Here is a 17,805-nt window from a genome sequence, read left to right as displayed (position 1 = left end):
AAAGCACGTTGTTTATGCATCATTTTTGTTAAGCCACTCCCAGACATCTTTTTTTAACCATCCTTGTCTTGGCTGTTTTGTGATGTCAACTATAAAGAGATAATCATTTTCATCAATTATTGGTTTAATTTTTTTGCACCAGTCTTCAGGTGTTAAACTAGTTTTCACAAACCAGTTTGATTTCATGAAGTGTTTGTAATCTTGGGCTTTTTTAATAATTTCAATAATTGATTTATAATCCTGACCATTTACGTTTAGGTCATAGGTTATTAGTAATATTGCCATTGCTATATTTTTTTAAGTTAATACTCTCCAAACTTACCAGTACTTACAACCAATTCCTTGTGGTTTTCCACATTGACTTACATCTTTTGGAAAGAAAAAGACCTGTCAGGTTTTAAAAACTTAACAGGTCGGTATAAAAGCCCGTTACCCCATAACAAGCTTAATGTTGGATTTCAAATAGTTCTTAGGTGAGATCTTCTATTTCTGCGATAGGAGCATTCTTTATAACAGAGTCAATTCCATTTTTACATCCTTGTTTAGACGCATAACCTTCACTAGTAGCAATGATTTCTCCATTGCCAGCCCGAAGATTGAATTGAAATTCACCATTTATTCTTTTTCTGATTTCAAATTTTGGATTCGCCATGATATTTGGTTTATACATTAATACATTACAAACCTAATTTGATTAGAGAAGAGTTCTTTGTGGATTTCCACAATGAGAAGAAATTTCAGGAAATTAGTCCCATACCATTTACCAAATGGATCAATTGAATAGTGGTTTTGGCATCAAAGTCTTGTCTTAGTTTTCGGATTTTGTCCTCAATAGAGCGTTTGCTATTGGGTTCAATACCTTTTTCAGCAAAATGAAGACTGATTTCATCCTGCTTATACCCGTTAGCAAGCAATTTTAAGAGTTGAACTTCGTACGAATCCAGCTGTGTTACATTTTTTTGATGTAAAGCATTTTTAGAAACCGGACAACTAAAAGTGTTTCCTTTATTGACCTCTGTGATGGCTTTTTTTAATTCGGATAAGCCATAGAGGCCTTTACAAACATATCCATCAATTTGATGATTTTCAAAAAGAGATTTGATGATGGCAGGTTTGTCTTCTCCACTAAAAACGATAATCTTTATATCTGGCTGCACGTCCTTGGCAGCGGCAATAAGTTGTTTACCTGAAGTTATTTTATGAGATATTCTAGGGTCTAAGTCAAAGGATAAATCACTAATCAGTAAATCATATGGCTCGTTTTTCTGTAAAGCTTCCTTTATTTTTGACAAGGTTTTATCGCAAGATTGGGTATTATCAACTCTTGCCTTAGTGGATGTGCTGATTGATGATATAATTCCGAGATTCTCACTATCTATATCTTCTGCAATAATAATTTTTGTAAACATAGTTTCTGATATTATGGGGCAAACTCAATAATAGCTTTAAAACCTTCTGATGGTTTAGTCTCAAAAGTAATGGTTCCTTTTATTTCTTTAATGCGGTTTTCCACATTATTCAGGCCATTTTTACTTTTTTGAGAAGTAGTAAAGTCCATACCAATCCCATTGTCTGTATATGTTATCACGATATTATTTTTGCCTTTGGTAACACTTAAAGATACTACGGTCGCTTTACTATGTTTTTTCATATTAGTCAATAGTTCCTTAAGCACCCAGTATAATTCTACTTTTTTATAGTCGGCTATGTTTGTCCAAATATCGCCTTCCCAAGTATTTGTAAAAATTTTAATATCCTGATTTCCATAGGAGTTCAAAAGAGATAATAATTCATCTCCATATTCTGCACCTGTTTCTATGGTATGATCCCTAGAAAAATCTCGTACTTTATGATATACAGCATCTAAACCATCGATGATTTCAGCATTATTTGTTTTTTGGGATTGCTCACTTATATTTTTTAATTGTGACATCAAATAAAATACATCATTACCTACCTCATCATGTAGCTTTTTGGAAAGTCTTTTTTCAGTGCTGTGGCGTTCCTTTATTCTATCCGTTTTATTTCTTTGTATTAAGTAATAAATAATAAAACCTATGGTTAAACAAAGCAGGGATATTAATGAAATAAGAATTAGTCTTTGATTTTTTTGTTTTTGAATAGCTACTTGTTGTTCTGCTTTTTCCTTTTTAAGAGTTAAGATTCTTCTCCGGTTTTCTTCTGTTTCATATCTTATTTTTGCAAATTGATTTTTGGCTTGCTCTCTAGCAGTATAGATGCTGTCTGTCAGTTTTCTATATTCTATTGCTTCCTTTTTTGGATTTTCCTTAAGTTCAATCAAATATGAGAGAGCTTCCGCCTTTGATGTAGCACTTTTTAGTTTATGTCCTATTTGATAAGCTTGGCTAGCGTGAAATAATGCTTTTTTATCTTGATTTTGATCTTGGTAATGCTCGGTAAGGTGAATGTTACTAGCAAATTGACCAGAAAGGTCATTAATTTTTTTTCTTAGTTGTAATGCATTTAGTAATTGCTCTTCTGCTTTTGGATAATTTAGTTTGGATTTAGCATACGCTAAATTATCAATTATTCTTGCCTTTACTTCTGGAGCTTTGGCAAGTATTGCTTCTTTAATTAATAAAGAAAGATTTTCAATTGCTTCCGAATATTCCTTTTTTTCAATATTAATGATCGCTATGTTGTTTTTAATCGTAATCCTGTTCAAAGCATTTTCAGTAATTGCTAAAGCCTTATGATACCAGATACTTGCATCTCTAAAGTTTTTCAATCTTTTTGAAGTGATTCCTAAATCATTATAAATAGCTAACTGATGAGTTCTCGCTATAGAGTCAGATAAGGATTTAGCCAACTTTAGAGCTTCTATAGCATTACTTTCACTAGAATTAAAATCACCTAAAGTTGACTGAATAATGGATATTCTTCGTAGTTTATTTATAGCTTTATTAGTATCTCCAATCCTGAGATTTAATTCCTTAGATTTTGCATAGTATTTTACTGCTGCAAAATATTTTTTACTAACTCTATTATACTTTGCTAAATTATTGTAGGCTTTTAAAATATAAGTGGTATCCTCAAGCCTGATTGATTTAGATAATAATTGTTTAGAACAATATAGTGCACTATCTACATTCTTAAGTTTACCAAATTGAGTAATAGTATTTGCAAGTTTTTGTAATTCATTAGTTTGAATTTCCTGAGAAAAGAAAGACATAGAAATAAAAAAGAGGAATGACGCAAGTATATGTTTCATTCCTCTAAATTAATAAATGTAATGGGAATAATCCCTTTTAATTAATCGTCGTCTTCATCATCAGGAGGGATATGACCTTCTTCACCTTCTGTAGCTAATTCTTCTATAGCGATTTCTTCGGCTAAATCAGCGGTTGTACATGAAAATATTGATAAACTAAACATTACTATTGCTAATATTACAAATGATCTTCTCATCTTTTTTTGTTTTAAAAAATTGAACAATAGTGTTGCTGTTCGGGATGAAAACCCAGAGGATTATTGCCGTTCAGCGAACACGTTAAATGAGAAGAGGCGCCTCTTCGTTTTGGGAAGAATGTTTGGAAAGTCAAAGACAGAAAAAGTAGGTTGTTCTTCCCGGATCAACTGTCTGATCCTGTCTTATATTTCCGGTTTTGAATTAGTTTGTATACATTTGTCTTGATATCTAATCGCGACTTTAACTAAATTCTTTCGCAAGATATACCCACGTTACCCCACTACAGGCAAGTAATTCGGATCATTCGGATGAATTCGGATTATTAGGTCAAATTCGTTATAAGTTTTATTAAAAGTTGTGCCTGTGAATACTTTTGAAGATTATAAAAAGGGGATTTTAGAATATTCTATGAGTATAAAGAATGATTCTAATCATCAATTAAATCGTTTTTTAAGTAAGATTACTCCTGGCAAAATTAAAAGTGCTAGTAAGATTATTTTTGAAACCGAAAATAACAAACAAGACGTTCATACATTATCATCTTATTTTAGAGTTTCAAAGGATAAAGAATTTTTGAAATATTTGGATACAGTAGATGCGGATAAACTTATTCCTGTAAAACAATTTCTTAATAGAAAGACTAAAGAGCCTAGGGAAGAGGTAGTGGAATATACAGCTTGGTTATTAGATTTTAAACCAAGACCATTTGCCAAGTTTCAGAAAATACCAAAAGAGTTGGTTTCCGATAGACTAGATGAAAAGTCAAATCTTGAACAAACCATACTAGATAAAACAAAACCATCTCAAAAAAGTGTTCAAGGTAAATCAAATAAGGATTTTCCCTGGAAGAAAATTACAATTACAATAAGTTTTGTTTCTGTGATTTTGGCAATCGTTTATTTTGGCAAGGCTTTACAGCAAAAAGACTGCATGGTTTGGAAAAATTATAATTATGAAAGAGTAGCTTGCAATTCAAAAGGTGTTAGTCTAAAATATGATCAAGATTGGGTTGATAATTTTAAGAAAGTAAAAAATAATGATACCATTCAAACCTTTTTTGGAGAAGGTGGAGAAAAAGATCCTAAATATTGGTATTATAGAAAAAATAATAAAGTAGAACTTTTTACACAATCCGGAATACATCCTACAGAAAATATTGAGCTGAAGCCCATAACCCAATTAATAGTTCGTAAATATATATTGAAAGAGTAAACATTATTACAAACTACTCAGGCATCACCACATAACTATCATCATTAAGCACTTTAGGAAATTGTTTGTTACGCCATCGGTCTTTAGCTTGTTCTAATTTCTCTTTGCTCGAGGACACAAAGTTCCAATAAATATGTCTTTCTTCAGGAAATGGTTGACCACCAAACAATAATAAATGGGTATTTGGTTCTAAAATCACCGAACAACTATCTTCTATTTTAGAAACTAACATATTTCCTGTTGAAATAGTGTTTTTACAAGCTTGTATTTCACCATCCACAATGCAGATACCAATTTCTCCCTGTAATTCACCTTTGATCTTTAGTTTATATCGTTCAGTGCTTTTTACTTCGACCATAAATAACTCTGAATGCACAGGTAATGGTGATTCTTTCCCGTATCCTTTTCCTGCGATAAGTTTAAATTCTGTGGTTCCATCCATCCAACGTGGTAAGTCATCTTTATCTAAGTGATGAAACTCTGGGGCAATATCTTCTAAATGTTTTGGCAAGGCCACCCAAATCTGATATCCGTGCGCTAAAAATTCTGAACCATCTCGCATATCTTTTGGAGTGCGTTCTGTGTGGGTAACTCCTTTTCCGGCTACCATCCAGTTTACAGATCCCGGAGAAATTCGTTGATTCGTTCCAATACTGTCTTGATGCATTATTTCTCCATCTAATAAATATGTCAGAGTAGATAAACCGATATGGGGATGTTGATCTACATCCATATAATTCCCTTTCTTAATCATGGTAGGTCCCATATGGTCTATAAAAATAAACGGACCTACCATTCTTTTTTTTCTGAATGGTATCAATCTTCCTACCAGAAAATCCCCAATGTCACGACTTCGTTCTTCAATTATTAAACCTTGATTAGACATGAAAACAGCATTTTTTTTATTTATAATTTTCTAAAATACACTTTTTGCGTAGAGTAGATCGTTAAATAAATACTAAGGATCAGTCGTATCAGGATATGAAGTATTTACTTTAAATTATTTTACTATCTTTTCCAAACCAATCTTAAATAACCAATACCAACTTATGGAAATATTCTCCTCGTACAACCTGATTATTGAAGTTTCATTAGTCCTTATTTTGTCCTTTATCTTTAACGGTATTGCCAAGAAAACGAATGTTCCGGCTGTATTGATGTTGATTATTCTAGGTATTATTATTCAGTATGCTATTAATTCATTTGGAGAAGGAGCCTTCAATTTTTTTCCGATGTTAGAAGTATTGGGAATCGTTGGTTTGATTATGATTGTTTTAGAAGCAGCGTTGGAATTAAAACTGAAAAGAGAAAAACTGGTTCCGATTCTGAAATCTCTGGCTATTGCCTTAATAGGTTTAGTAGCATCCGCTTATGTTGCTGCAGTTGTTCTCAAGGCATTAATAGATGGAATGACCTGGCAATCTGCATTATTATATGCAACACCCTTGTCTATTTTATCTAGTGCTATCATTATTCCTAGTGTCGCCGGCTTATCTGAAGCCAAAAAAGAATTTCACGTGTACGAGAGTACGTTTTCAGATATTTTGGGAATTATGATGTTCTATTTTCTTACCGGAAAATTAAACCCCGCAGAGGATGCCGGAGTAACTGGTTTTGTATTTAATTTAATTATAACCATTATCATTTCATTAATAGCTAGTTACGGAATTATCTTAATTTTTCAAAAAATTAAAAGTCAGGTCAAGCTGTTTCTTCTAATTGCAGTGTTACTACTGTTATATGGTGTTGGTAAAAAAATGCATTTGTCTTCATTGATTATCATATTGATTTTCGGACTAGTAATTGCTAATATGAAATTATTTTTTCAATGGAAACTAGAAAAACTATTGGATTATGAAAGAGCCAAAGCTATTTATCACGAATTGCACGTAATTACGGCAGAAACTGCTTTTGTAGTAAGAACTTTGTTCTTTGTGATTTTTGGAATTACCATAACGCTTTCCTCACTGTTAAATATAAAAGTTACCTTGATCAGTATTCTAATTATCATATCTATTTATGTGATCAGATTCGGATTATTGCGATTATTTGTTGGTAAAGACATTTCACCACAGTTATTTATTGCTCCCAGAGGTTTGATTACCGTACTTTTATTCTATGCTATACCGACAGAAGCTATAATTCCTGGATTTGAACCTGGTATTTTATTATTTGTAATTATAGGAACCAGTTTAATTATGACTGGTGGGATGATAAGAGATAAAAGAATAAAAGGAGCGGCGCTAACACCAGAAGAGATTGAAGCTGCTGCAGAAGAAGAAGCGGAGTATATTATGAACACTACCACGGATCTTAGTAAAATTGAAACTCCTGATCCTGATGATGAAGTAGATGTTTAAGTAATACTATGAAGAGACTACATAGATTAACGGCTATTTTAGTAAAATTGCAATCTAAAAAGGTGGTGCAGGCGTCGGATTTGGCCGATAAATTTGATGTCAGTATACGCACTATTTATAGAGATATGTTAGCCCTTTCTGATGCAGGAGTGCCTATAGGAGCAGAGGCAGGCACTGGTTATTTTTTAGTAGACGGATATTCGCTTCCGCCCATTATGTTTACAGAAAAAGAGGCTAATGCCCTGATCACTGCCTCAAAAATTATACATACAAATAATGACAAATCTTTAATCTCTGATTATAACGAAGCTGTCGAAAAGGTAAAAGCAATCCTTAATTCGACTCAGAAAGAAAAACTAGAACTTCTGGAACAACGCATTGTAAGTCCTCCTTTAGAAAAGTCTCCGTCAAGTACCTATTTGTCTGTAATACAAAAAGCTATTACAGATTTACGAGTGTTAGAGATTGAATATACTGCTGCATCTCAGGAATATACCAAACGAACTATAGAACCTCTTGGTGTGTATTTTACCAATACGATTTGGGTAATGATCGCCTACTGCAGATTAAGAAAAGACTATCGTGAGTTCAGAACGGATCGTATCATTAATCTTATCGAAACTTCTGAGTTATTTCCTCCCAAATTTTTCACGCTGGAAGAATATTTTAAAAAATATATCAGAAATTAATTTTACTACTGACATACCGTTGTCATAGGTTGCTTGTAGTTTTGATTAAAATTAAATTATGTATCACTTAATTCAAACTATTATGCTTAGTATGTTTTTATGCTGTGCAACAACTTTTAGTCAAAACAGAAACCTTATGAAAAACAAACCGTACACAATCGAAGTAGTATTATTTGAAGCAAATCCTGATTATTCTAAAGAAGAAGTAAAAACTGCAATTACCTCTTTAAATGATATCATTAAACTATATGATGGATTTATAGACAGAACTACAGCAAGCAACGAATATGGTAAATTCATTGACTTGTTATATTGGACAGATATAAATGCTGCCAAAAAAGCCAACGAGGATATTATGAAAAACCCTGAAGCTGTTGCTATTTTTGAAGTGATCAAACCGGAGACTATGGAAATGTATCATCTGAATGTTTTTAATCAATTTGAAGAATAGTTATATTTAAAAATCAATACGATGTTATACCAAACTTAAAACCAATTACACAAACAGATAGCATGATTCCTGAGCATATCCTAAGCAGAAAAGGACCCAGAAGCCTGAAAGATATTAATCCCGAGGTAATGGATTATATAAATAACGGGCGAATAGAAACCGTAAATCTAATGGAATGGCTTGCGGTAGATCAACTAAAATTATTAAAACTGATATTAGAAGATTTAGATAAGTCTCATTGGTATGATAGCTTTTGTGAAGCTGTTGGTAATCAAAAAAAGCCAACAGCCAATTCCAATACAAAAGTTATAGGAAGTACATTTACCCAGTTAACAAATGACACCACAATTATTGAGTATTTATCCATGCATGCATCTGATATTCCCAGATGTTGGGCTGCACAATATTATGGAGCGATAGAAATGTCAATAACAGAACGATTACATACGATGAAGCCTTTCGCAGCAGATACTCATTTTGGAGTAAGAGAGGTTGCTATTCTTGCTACTAAAGAATATATCATTCAGGATTTAGACTCAGCCATTATGATCTTCTCTAACTGGATCAAAAATGAGGATGAGAATATAAGACGATATGCGGTAGAAGCAACCAGACCAATAGGTGTTTGGACTAAAAAAATAGATGCGCTAAAAGAATCCCCGGAAAAAGCCTTAGATATTTTGGAACCTTTAAAATCCGATACCTCTAAATATGTAAAAGATTCATTAGGAAACTGGTTAAATGATGCTAGTAAATCAAGACCGGATTGGGTACAAAAGATTTGTAATCGATGGAAAAAAGAATCGAATTCCAAAGACACTGCATATATCATTAAAAAAGCTCTACGAACTATTAATAAGTAGATACGGGTTTGTAAACAAATTTTGTAGATTTCTCAATATATCGAAGAATTATTAATTCAAAAATTAGAATACTAAAAAATTATTAAAAAATCATTAAATTTTATTCTTTTTTGAATATTATTAAGGTGAATGTAAGTAAGTTTTTATAGCTTTAAACTGCTTTTTTAAAAGATATTGACAATCAGGTTGATTTCATAAATTTAAGAGTGCAGAATACGATATGCGAGTACTTCACACAAGTTTAGAATGTTATCCTTTGGCTAAAGTTGGTGGACTTGGTGACGTAGTAGGTTCATTGCCTAAATATCTTACAGCCCTAGGCTGCGTTACTGATGTTATTATTCCGTTTTATAATAACAAAAATATCCACAATTATCAGTATGAAGAGATATATAGTGGCACTATACACTTAGGTGAAAACGTATTTGATTTTACGATTAAAAAATTACTGTCTAAAGAATTTGGTTTTCAGGTATATCTCGTTTATCAAAAAGAATTGTTATTCAGACCGGAAGTATACAGTTATGATGACGATACAGAAAGATTTGTGGCGTTTCAACTGGCTATTCTCAACTGGATATCGGATCAAGAGATAAAACCTGACATCATTCATTGTCACGATCACCATACAGGTCTCATACCATTCTTGGTAACGCAGGTAGAAAAATATCAGAGTTTGATTGATATACCAACAATATTAACGATTCATAATGCACAGTACCAAGGACAATTTTCGTATGATAAATTAGAGTATATACCACAATTCGATCTTCATAATATAGGATTGCTAGATTGGGATTATTGCATAAATCCATTAGCTACAGGTATTAAATGCGCGTGGAGAGTGACTACAGTTTCACCAAGTTATATGCAAGAATTACAGCGTCAAGCAAATGGATTGGAAGGCTTATTGTCCCATGAACAAGCAAAATGTATAGGGATTTTAAATGGAATTGACCACGATACATGGGATCCTGAAAAAGATCCAATGGTGATAGAAAACTATGGAGTAAAAAATATAGTTTCCGGAAGAAAAGCTAATAAAAAATGGCTTTGTGAAAAATTTGGATTTAATGAAGATAAACCCCTTTTTGCTTTTATAGGTAGGTTAGTGTATGAAAAAGGTGCAGATCTGTTACCCGATATTATTGCTGAGGCGCTGCATCATTTAGATGTTAATATCTTAATTCTTGGATCTGGTAATACCGAAGTAGAGTCTCGACTACAAGAATTAAAAGAACGCTTTCCAGAGTCTTACAATACATTTATAGGATATGATGAAAGGTTGTCACATATCATATATGCTGGAGCAGATTTTCTGTTGATGCCATCTCGAGTAGAACCGTGTGGTTTAAATCAGATGTACGCTCTACGATACGGATCGATCCCGATTGTAAGAAGAACGGGAGGATTAAGAGATACAGTTATTGATATCGGAGACGATGGCTTTGGCATCTGTCATAATCAGGTAAATTTACAAGATGTATATAATTCAATAAAAAGAGGGATTGAATTTTATAACGATCAGAAACACTATAGGAAAACACAAAAAGAGATCATCAAAATTGACCATTCTTGGAATAATTCGGCTAAGCAATACATTGAATTATATGAATCTTTAAAACAACCACAATGATTAACAAAAAAGTCCTCGCAATTATCCTTGGAGGCGGACAAGGAACAAGATTAGCCCCACTAACAGAAAGCAGATCAAAGCCTGCAGTATCTATTGCAGGAAAATATCGATTGGTCGATATTCCTATTACAAATTGTATACATTCTGATATTAAAAGAATGTTTGTGCTCACCCAGTTTAATTCGGCTTCTCTTAACAGTCATATTAAAAATACTTATATTTTTAGTTCATTTAGCCAGGCTTTTGTGGATGTACTTGCAGCAGAACAAACTCCAACCAACAAAACATGGTTTCAAGGTACTGCAGATGCTGTAAGACAATCGATGCATCATTTTTTAAATCATGATTTTGAGTATGCGCTTATTTTATCCGGAGATCAATTGTATCAAATGGATTTAAACGATATGATCGAGGAGCATATTAAAAAACAAGCAGATATCTCTATCGCCACATTACCTGTGAGCCCTAAAGATGCTACCGATTTTGGAATTCTTAAGACAAACGATGAAAGTTTTATTACTTCTTTCACAGAAAAACCAAATATGGATCAGTTACCAGGTTGGGAATCTGAGGTAAGTGATGAGATGAAAAAAGATAACCGAGAGTATCTTGCATCGATGGGAATTTATATATTTAATCGACAGTTGTTGGTAGATTTACTTTCGGATCCCAGTAGAATAGACTTTGGTAAAGAAATTATTCCGCAGTCCATTAATGATTACAAAGTATTAGCGTATCAGTATGAGGGTTATTGGACCGATATTGGAACTATTTCTTCGTTTTTTGAGGCAAATATCGAGTTGGCTAATGATATTCCTAAATTTGATTTGTTTAATAACGAAAGAAATATACTGACAAGACCTAGAATACTTCCTCCATCTAAAATATCGGGCACTTATTTGAATAAAACCATGATTGCAGAAGGTTGTTTGATTCAAGCCAAAGAAATTGAACAATCCGTCATCGGAATTCGCTCCAGAATAGGTAAGGATACCGTCATAAAAAATACCTATATGATGGGAAGTGATCGATATCAGGATTTAGAAGAATTAGCAATTGACACTAAAGAGAATAGACCCTTTTTAGGAGTTGGTCAGAGGTGTATGATTAATAACACCATTATTGACAAAGATTGCAGAATTGGAGACGATGTCGTAATCAATGGAGGACCTCATTTAGAAGACATCGATAATGATCGATATATTATAAAAGATGGGATAGTGGTCATAAGAAAAGGGGCTGTTATTCCTAATGAATTCAAAATCTAATCCGTAGAATTCTTAATTTATATCTTAATTTTTTGTATTTCAGGTATTTTTTCTGAAACTGGAATAATTGCTATATCGTTATAGTAATATGCGAAAACGTTATTGTTTATAAATTCTTACAATACAGCTCTAAATCTCACAAAATCTTTGATAAAATTTCATAAATAAGTAATAAATTGCTTGACTTGTTATCAAAATACTAAAATCAAATCAATTTAATTTAAAACTTTTCATGTTAAATCAAGAGCGAGTTGTTATTGAAAATGTGTATCCTGAAATTAATAATGGAACATTTTTTATTAAAAGAGTGGTTAATGAAAAAGTAAAGATATCTGCAGATATTATAGGTGATGGCCACGATATAGTTCAAGCAAGTATACGATATAAACACAAGAGTGAACGTAATTGGTCAGAGACCAGAATGCAACCGTTAGAAAATGATGCTTGGAAAGGTGAATTTATAGTAGAAAAGCAGGGGTATTACACCTATCAGATTATAGGTTGGATCGATTATGCTTTGAACTGGCGACACGGAACTACTCGTAAAATAGATGATAATCAAATTGTAAAATCTGAACTTTTAGAAGGTAGAGAGTATCTTCAAGAGTTACTAAAACAAGCCAACGCTAGAGAACAGAAATACATCCATGAGTTATTAGACATATTTGAGGATGAAAAACAATATAATAAGGCAATAGCCGAGGTAAAAGGAGATAGATTACACGATTTGTTTTATAAATATCCTACAAAAGGTTTAATGGCTACTTATCAGGATTTACAGGTATATGTTGATCGCGAGAAAGCCAGATTTAGTACTTGGTATGAGTTTTTTCCCAGAAGTGCTTCAGATGAAGAAGGGAAACACGGTACTTTTAAGGATTGTGAAAGACTATTGCCCAGAATTGTAGAAATGGGATTTGATGTACTGTATTTTCCTCCAATTCATCCCATAGGAGAGGTAAATAGAAAGGGTAAAAATAATACGACCGAAGCATCTGAAGGAGATGTAGGATCACCTTGGGGTATAGGATCTGTCGATGGGGGTCATACGAGTATTCATAAAAAGTTAGGTTCTTTAGACGATTTCAAAAGTTTGGTAAACAAAGCCAAAGATTTAGGGATGGAGATAGCCATGGATTATGCATTGCAAGCCGCACCAGATCATCCTTGGGTAAAAGATTTTCCGGAGTTTTTTAAATGGAGACCAGACGGTACCGTCCAATATGCAGAGAATCCTCCAAAAAAATATCAGGATATTCAACCTATTTATTTTGATACACCGGCATGGAAGAAAATGTGGAAAGAACTATTGGATACAGCACTCTTTTGGATAGAAGAATGTGGGATTAATATATATAGGGTTGATAACCCTCATACCAAACCATTTCATTTCTGGGGTTGGTTGATCGAGGAAATTAAGAAAAAACATCCCGATGTGTTATTCCTTTCTGAAGCATTTACAAAACCAAAAGTAATGCAACAGCTGGCTAAACAAGGATTTACTCAATCCTATACGTATTTTACCTGGAGGACAAACAAGCACGAACTTACAGCATATGTTACAGAATTAACCACGACTGATCAGAAAGAGTATTTTAGACCTAATTTCTGGCCTAACACTCCTGATATTAATCCGTATCATTTACAAGGTGCTAATGAAGCAACATATCTAATTAGATATGCTTTAGCTAGTACATTGAGTTCTAACATAGGTGTTTATGGGCCAGTATTTGAACAAATGGTTTCAGATGCTATTTCGGGCAAAGAAGAATATCTCGATAGTGAAAAATACCAAATACGTCATTGGGATTGGAATAAAAAGAATAAGCTTACTACTATAATGAGTAGTTTAAATCATATTAGAAAAGAAAATCCAGCATTACAACAAACCAATAATATAAAATTCTGTCATATTGAAAATGATCAACTTATGGCATTTTATAAATTTGATGAAGATAAAACCAATGAATTGCTGATAGTAATTAGCTTAGATCCATATTATTCCCAAAATGGACATGTACAATTACCTCTTTATGAGTTGGGTATTCACGAAGGTCATACAGTACAAGTTCATGATTTGATTACCAAAAGTAGTTATCATTGGCATCATGAATGGAATTTTGTCGAATTACATCCAGCATTGCCATTCCACATATTTAAAATCACTAAATGATGTAAACAAATGTCTGATACTAACCAGAAAAAGGACCTGAATGATGTATATATCTATAAATCAGAATGGTCTGAATTATTTGAAAACCCCCAATTTATAAAAGAATTTAGCGAAGATATTTTAGAACCTTATATCATTACCAAAAGATGGTATGGCGGTAAAGCAAGTGCGCTAAAATATATTGAATTAGTAGATTATTTTAGAATTGAGGATGAAAATGATTTGTTCTACGGTTTAGTGTTAGAAGTTAATTTTAGAGAAGCATTTGTTCAGAACTATTTCATTCCACTAGCTATGGTAACAGACCATAATTATGCTCAGGAAGAAATTATAACTAAAGTTCTGCTCAATGAAAAAAAGGGTTTTTTAGTTGATGCTACATTATTAGAATCTTTCAGGAAACAAATTTTTGAAAAAATAATTGAAGGCGCTAAATCAAAATATGGAGAACTGGAATTTAGAAGGGGACGAGGATGTGAAGATTATGAATACGTTTCATCAAAAGCAATGGGAGTGGAGCAAAGTAACACCTCTATTATTTTTAATGACAAGTATATTCTTAAGATTTTTAGAAGAATATTTGTAGATCAAAACCCTGATTATGAAATAAATAAGTATTTAACGGATAAGGGAGTATTTAAAAACACTCCTAGATATAGTGGTAGTATAACTCTTCGGTTTTCAGATAAAAATGTAATCACGCTGGCATTGATGCAACAATTGGTTCCGAATCAGGGTGATGCCTGGGAGTATTTTACAAATAAATTAAAAGATATTTATGAGACACTACAAGAGGTACATCCGGATGTGATGCAACTTAAACCTGTTGATATGTTTGATAAGATCAATATCAAGGCCATTCCAGAGGAAATAAGAGAACATGTTCCGATATCGTTTTTTGAAGATATAGCACAGCTAGGATTTAGAACTGCCCAGATGCACGTCGCACTTGGACTCGAAAGAGTAAATATGCAATTTACACCACAAACATATAGCAGTGATTATACGGTTTGGTTAAAAAACAGATTGATTTATCAGTTTGAGAACCGTGTTAATCTTGTAGAAAATAATCTCCATAAGTTAGAAGGTTTACGCCTGGAGTTAGCACAGGAATTTTTAGATAACAAAAAAATAATACGAAAAAAATTGCTTGATTTTGATGAGCTAAAATTAAAAGGTGAGCGTATACGTATTCACGGAGATTTTCATCTAGGTCAGGTATTGGTAGATCAGGGAGATTTTTATATCATTGATTTTGAAGGAGAACCAGAAAGCACCATTAGAGACCGCAAAGTGAAACAGTCGCCACTTAAAGATGTAGCAGGAGTGTTTAGATCCTTTAATTATGCAGTGTATGCAACCATATTTAATAATCTGGAAAATTTTAATTACTCTAAAGAAGAATTATTTCATTTTGCCGACGTACTTTACAGTTATATGACGGCAGTTTTTCTAAGAAAATACGTAAAGTATGTTCAATCACATAATTTAAGTATTGGATATATAAAAGAAATTAAATTTATGCTTGAGTACTGTCTTTTGGAAAAAGCAGTGTATGAATTAGGATATGAATTAAATAGCAGGCCTAGATGGGCAGTGATCCCGTTAAAAGGAATTTCAAAAATTATTAATAGCCAACCAAAAGTATGAGTAAAGTAATAGTACATAGTTTATTTTCTGAATTTGATATCAATCTGTTTAAAGCTGGAAAGCACTATAGATTATATGAAAAATTTGGATCGCATATTACTACGGTCGATGGAGTAAAGGGGACTTACTTTGCTGTTTGGGCACCATCGGCTAAATCAGTTTCTGTAATCGGTGATTTTAATTTTTGGATAGAAGGAGAACATCAGTTAAATGTTCGTTGGGATGAGTCCGGTATATGGGAAGGTTTTATACCGGAAGTAGGAAAAGGAAGTGTTTATAAGTATAAAATTCATGCCCATAACAATGATATTAAAACCGAAAAAGCAGACCCTTACGCACGTAGATGTGAGCATCCACCAAAAACAGCTTCTGTAGTCTGGGAAGATGTTTATGCTTGGAAGGATGATAAATGGATGAAAAAAAGAAAAAAGAATAATGCTATTAATGCGCCTTTTTCTGTATACGAAATTCATTTAGGTTCCTGGAAAAGAAGAGTTGAAGAAGATAGATCATTATCATATACCGAATTGGCAGATGAATTGGTTGACTATGTTAAAGAAATGAATTTTACCCACGTAGAGTTGATGCCTATTATGGAATACCCTTACGATCCATCTTGGGGTTACCAACTTACCGGATATTTTGCTCCTACCTCAAGGTTTGGTTATCCAGAGGAATTTAAACTTTTAGTAGATAAATTACATCAAAATGACATCGGAATTTTACTGGACTGGGTTCCATCACATTTTCCTGAAGACGCCCACGGATTAGGATTTTTTGATGGATCTTGTTTATATGAACACCCTGATAAAAGGAAAGGGTATCATCCCGATTGGAAAAGCTTGATCTTTAATTACGGACGAAACGAAGTTAAAAGCTTTTTGATCAGTAATGCAATTTTTTGGTTAGACCAGTACCACGCAGATGGTTTAAGAGTAGATGCCGTAGCATCTATGCTATTTTTAGATTATTCGAGAGAAGACGGAGAATGGGAACCTAATATATATGGAGGAAGAGAAAACCTGGAAGCGATTGCTTTTATGAAAGAGCTAAATGAAGAAGTTTATAAAAGTTTCCCTGATGTCCAGACAATAGCAGAAGAATCTACATCATTCCCAATGGTGTCAAAACCTACTTTTCTTGGAGGTCTTGGTTTTGGAATGAAATGGATGATGGGTTGGATGCACGATACATTACAATACTTTGCTAAAGAACCTATTTACAGAAAACATCACCAAAATGATCTAACTTTCAGCATGACGTATGCCTTTACAGAAAACTTTATGTTACCATTATCTCACGATGAAGTAGTGTACGGTAAGAAAAGTATTATTGGTAGAATGCCAGGAGATGAATGGCAACAGTTTGCAAATTTACGATTGTTATATAGTTATATGTTTACCCATCCTGGAACAAATCTGCTTTTTATGGGTGCTGAGTTCGGGCAAAGAGAAGAATGGAATTTTCAAGCTAGTTTAGATTGGCATTTATTACAATATGACTATCATTCAGGAATTAAAAAGCTTATAACAGACCTTAATTCATTATATAAAACATACCCGGCACTCTATGAAAAACAGTTTAGTGCAGATGGTTTTGAATGGATTAGCTATGACGATCATGAGAATTCTGTGGTTGCTTATATAAGAAAAGGTAATAAAGAAGAAGAAGTATTGGTTATAGCTTGCAATTTTACACCAGTGCCAAGAAATACTTACAAAATTGGATTACCTAACAAAGGAAGGCTAATCCAATTATTTAATAGTGATGAAAAAGCCTATGGAGGTACAGGGGATTTTGAATCAAAAGAATACGTGATAAAAAACAAAGAATGGCATTATAGGAAGTATTCTGCAGAAGTTAATATCCCTCCTTTGGGAGCCGTAGTGTTCAAAATTGACACAAAAAATTAAGTCTCATTTGTAAAAATTTAAAACTGTAATTAGAACTCATTAAACAATTGTTAATTCAGTGCAGTTTCAAACGTTTTCGTTGATTTTTCTTAATAAATACTCATTAAAAGAGTTTCTTTATTAAGATAGTTATTGTTTTTTTACATAACAAGAAACAAGA

16 protein-coding genes are annotated in these 17,805 nt (G+C 32.9%); 10 read left to right on the top strand and 6 right to left on the bottom strand.

From position 1 onward, the window contains the following. Nucleotides 1-12: 12 nt before the first annotated feature. From ACE94K_RS15615 to ACE94K_RS15595, 5 genes are all read right to left on the bottom strand, one after another. Nucleotides 13-285 carry a hypothetical protein gene (locus ACE94K_RS15615; protein WP_378174258.1) on the bottom strand — a complete coding sequence of 91 codons (273 nt, stop codon included), beginning with the start codon at nucleotides 283-285 and terminating at the stop codon, nucleotides 13-15. 184 nt (nucleotides 286-469) lie between these two features. Next, a complete protein-coding gene (locus ACE94K_RS15610) occupies nucleotides 470-652 on the bottom strand; it encodes a YegP family protein (RefSeq protein WP_378174255.1) in 183 nt (60 codons plus the stop codon). An 85-nt stretch (nucleotides 653-737) separates the two neighbouring features. Further along, nucleotides 738-1,409: a DNA-binding response regulator gene (locus ACE94K_RS15605; RefSeq protein ID WP_378174254.1), complete on the bottom strand. Its 672-nt coding sequence runs from the start codon at nucleotides 1,407-1,409 to the stop codon at nucleotides 738-740. Between the two features lie 11 nt (nucleotides 1,410-1,420). Then, nucleotides 1,421-3,232 (bottom strand): tetratricopeptide repeat protein, encoded by a 1,812-nt coding sequence (locus ACE94K_RS15600; RefSeq protein ID WP_378174251.1) that lies wholly within the window; start codon nucleotides 3,230-3,232, stop codon nucleotides 1,421-1,423. A gap of 41 nt (nucleotides 3,233-3,273) precedes the next feature. Then, nucleotides 3,274-3,429: a hypothetical protein gene (locus tag ACE94K_RS15595; RefSeq protein ID WP_378174249.1), complete on the bottom strand. Its 156-nt coding sequence runs from the start codon at nucleotides 3,427-3,429 to the stop codon at nucleotides 3,274-3,276. 364 nt (nucleotides 3,430-3,793) lie between these two features. Here ACE94K_RS15595 and ACE94K_RS15590 point away from each other — a divergent pair, with 364 nt between their 5' ends. Beyond that, nucleotides 3,794-4,642 carry a hypothetical protein gene (locus ACE94K_RS15590; RefSeq protein ID WP_378174246.1) on the top strand — a complete coding sequence of 283 codons (849 nt, stop codon included), beginning with the start codon at nucleotides 3,794-3,796 and terminating at the stop codon, nucleotides 4,640-4,642. Between the two features lie 13 nt (nucleotides 4,643-4,655). Here the strand turns inward: ACE94K_RS15590 and ACE94K_RS15585 are convergent, their stop codons facing one another. Further along, a complete protein-coding gene (locus ACE94K_RS15585) occupies nucleotides 4,656-5,528 on the bottom strand; it encodes a pirin family protein (protein ID WP_378174243.1) in 873 nt (290 codons plus the stop codon). A gap of 163 nt (nucleotides 5,529-5,691) precedes the next feature. Between ACE94K_RS15585 and ACE94K_RS15580 the strand changes: the two genes are divergently transcribed. The 9 genes from ACE94K_RS15580 to glgB all read left to right on the top strand — a co-directional run bounded on the left by ACE94K_RS15580 (nucleotide 5,692) and on the right by glgB (nucleotide 17,645). Next, a complete protein-coding gene (locus ACE94K_RS15580) occupies nucleotides 5,692-7,002 on the top strand; it encodes a cation:proton antiporter (RefSeq protein WP_378174240.1) in 1,311 nt (436 codons plus the stop codon). Between the two features lie 8 nt (nucleotides 7,003-7,010). After that, nucleotides 7,011-7,691 carry a helix-turn-helix transcriptional regulator gene (locus tag ACE94K_RS15575; protein ID WP_378174238.1) on the top strand — a complete coding sequence of 227 codons (681 nt, stop codon included), beginning with the start codon at nucleotides 7,011-7,013 and terminating at the stop codon, nucleotides 7,689-7,691. Nucleotides 7,692-7,827: 136 nt separating this feature from the next. Further along, entirely contained in the window at nucleotides 7,828-8,142 is a 315-nt protein-coding gene (locus ACE94K_RS15570; RefSeq protein ID WP_378174235.1) for a hypothetical protein, read from the top strand. Between the two features lie 62 nt (nucleotides 8,143-8,204). Then, a complete protein-coding gene (locus ACE94K_RS15565; RefSeq protein WP_378174232.1) occupies nucleotides 8,205-9,005 on the top strand; it encodes a DNA alkylation repair protein in 801 nt (266 codons plus the stop codon). 220 nt (nucleotides 9,006-9,225) lie between these two features. After that, nucleotides 9,226-10,641, top strand: coding sequence for a glycogen synthase (locus ACE94K_RS15560; protein WP_378174229.1), 1,416 nt, complete (start codon nucleotides 9,226-9,228; stop codon nucleotides 10,639-10,641). Then, nucleotides 10,638-11,909, top strand: coding sequence for a glucose-1-phosphate adenylyltransferase (locus ACE94K_RS15555; protein WP_378174227.1), 1,272 nt, complete (start codon nucleotides 10,638-10,640; stop codon nucleotides 11,907-11,909). Before ACE94K_RS15560 ends, ACE94K_RS15555 begins: the two co-directional genes overlap by 4 nt. Before the next feature lie 232 nt (nucleotides 11,910-12,141). Then, nucleotides 12,142-14,082 carry an alpha-1,4-glucan--maltose-1-phosphate maltosyltransferase gene (locus ACE94K_RS15550; protein ID WP_378174224.1) on the top strand — a complete coding sequence of 647 codons (1,941 nt, stop codon included), beginning with the start codon at nucleotides 12,142-12,144 and terminating at the stop codon, nucleotides 14,080-14,082. Nucleotides 14,083-14,091: 9 nt separating this feature from the next. Further along, the gene (locus ACE94K_RS15545; RefSeq protein WP_378174221.1) at nucleotides 14,092-15,732 is read left to right on the top strand and encodes a phosphotransferase; all 1,641 of its coding nucleotides are present in this window, start codon (nucleotides 14,092-14,094) and stop codon (nucleotides 15,730-15,732) included. After that, entirely contained in the window at nucleotides 15,729-17,645 is a 1,917-nt protein-coding gene (glgB, locus tag ACE94K_RS15540; protein WP_378174218.1) for a 1,4-alpha-glucan branching protein GlgB, read from the top strand. The genes ACE94K_RS15545 and glgB overlap by 4 nt, the downstream gene beginning before the upstream one ends. The last annotated feature ends 160 nt before the right edge of the window (nucleotides 17,646-17,805 follow it).

The organism is Aquimarina besae (assembly GCF_042434905.1).
Taxonomy (GTDB): domain Bacteria; phylum Bacteroidota; class Bacteroidia; order Flavobacteriales; family Flavobacteriaceae; genus Aquimarina.
This window is presented reverse-complemented; position numbering and strand designations above follow the sequence as displayed.

What these genes read in the sequence shown, in the direction of transcription:
- ACE94K_RS15615 (WP_378174258.1), bottom strand. Translation starts at nt 285, where the DNA reads ATGGCAATATTACTAATAACCTATGACCTAAACGTAAATGGTCAGGAT.
- ACE94K_RS15610 (WP_378174255.1), bottom strand. Translation starts at nt 652, where the DNA reads ATGGCGAATCCAAAATTTGAAATCAGAAAAAGAATAAATGGTGAATTT.
- ACE94K_RS15570 (WP_378174235.1), top strand. Translation starts at nt 7,828, where the DNA reads ATGAAAAACAAACCGTACACAATCGAAGTAGTATTATTTGAAGCAAAT.
- ACE94K_RS15550 (WP_378174224.1), top strand. Translation starts at nt 12,142, where the DNA reads ATGTTAAATCAAGAGCGAGTTGTTATTGAAAATGTGTATCCTGAAATT.
- ACE94K_RS15580 (WP_378174240.1), top strand. Translation starts at nt 5,692, where the DNA reads ATGGAAATATTCTCCTCGTACAACCTGATTATTGAAGTTTCATTAGTC.
- ACE94K_RS15585 (WP_378174243.1), bottom strand. Translation starts at nt 5,528, where the DNA reads ATGTCTAATCAAGGTTTAATAATTGAAGAACGAAGTCGTGACATTGGG.
- ACE94K_RS15555 (WP_378174227.1), top strand. Translation starts at nt 10,638, where the DNA reads ATGATTAACAAAAAAGTCCTCGCAATTATCCTTGGAGGCGGACAAGGA.
- ACE94K_RS15545 (WP_378174221.1), top strand. Translation starts at nt 14,092, where the DNA reads ATGTCTGATACTAACCAGAAAAAGGACCTGAATGATGTATATATCTAT.
- ACE94K_RS15575 (WP_378174238.1), top strand. Translation starts at nt 7,011, where the DNA reads ATGAAGAGACTACATAGATTAACGGCTATTTTAGTAAAATTGCAATCT.
- ACE94K_RS15605 (WP_378174254.1), bottom strand. Translation starts at nt 1,409, where the DNA reads ATGTTTACAAAAATTATTATTGCAGAAGATATAGATAGTGAGAATCTC.
- ACE94K_RS15560 (WP_378174229.1), top strand. Translation starts at nt 9,226, where the DNA reads ATGCGAGTACTTCACACAAGTTTAGAATGTTATCCTTTGGCTAAAGTT.
- glgB (WP_378174218.1), top strand. Translation starts at nt 15,729, where the DNA reads ATGAGTAAAGTAATAGTACATAGTTTATTTTCTGAATTTGATATCAAT.
- ACE94K_RS15565 (WP_378174232.1), top strand. Translation starts at nt 8,205, where the DNA reads ATGATTCCTGAGCATATCCTAAGCAGAAAAGGACCCAGAAGCCTGAAA.
- ACE94K_RS15600 (WP_378174251.1), bottom strand. Translation starts at nt 3,232, where the DNA reads ATGAAACATATACTTGCGTCATTCCTCTTTTTTATTTCTATGTCTTTC.
- ACE94K_RS15595 (WP_378174249.1), bottom strand. Translation starts at nt 3,429, where the DNA reads ATGAGAAGATCATTTGTAATATTAGCAATAGTAATGTTTAGTTTATCA.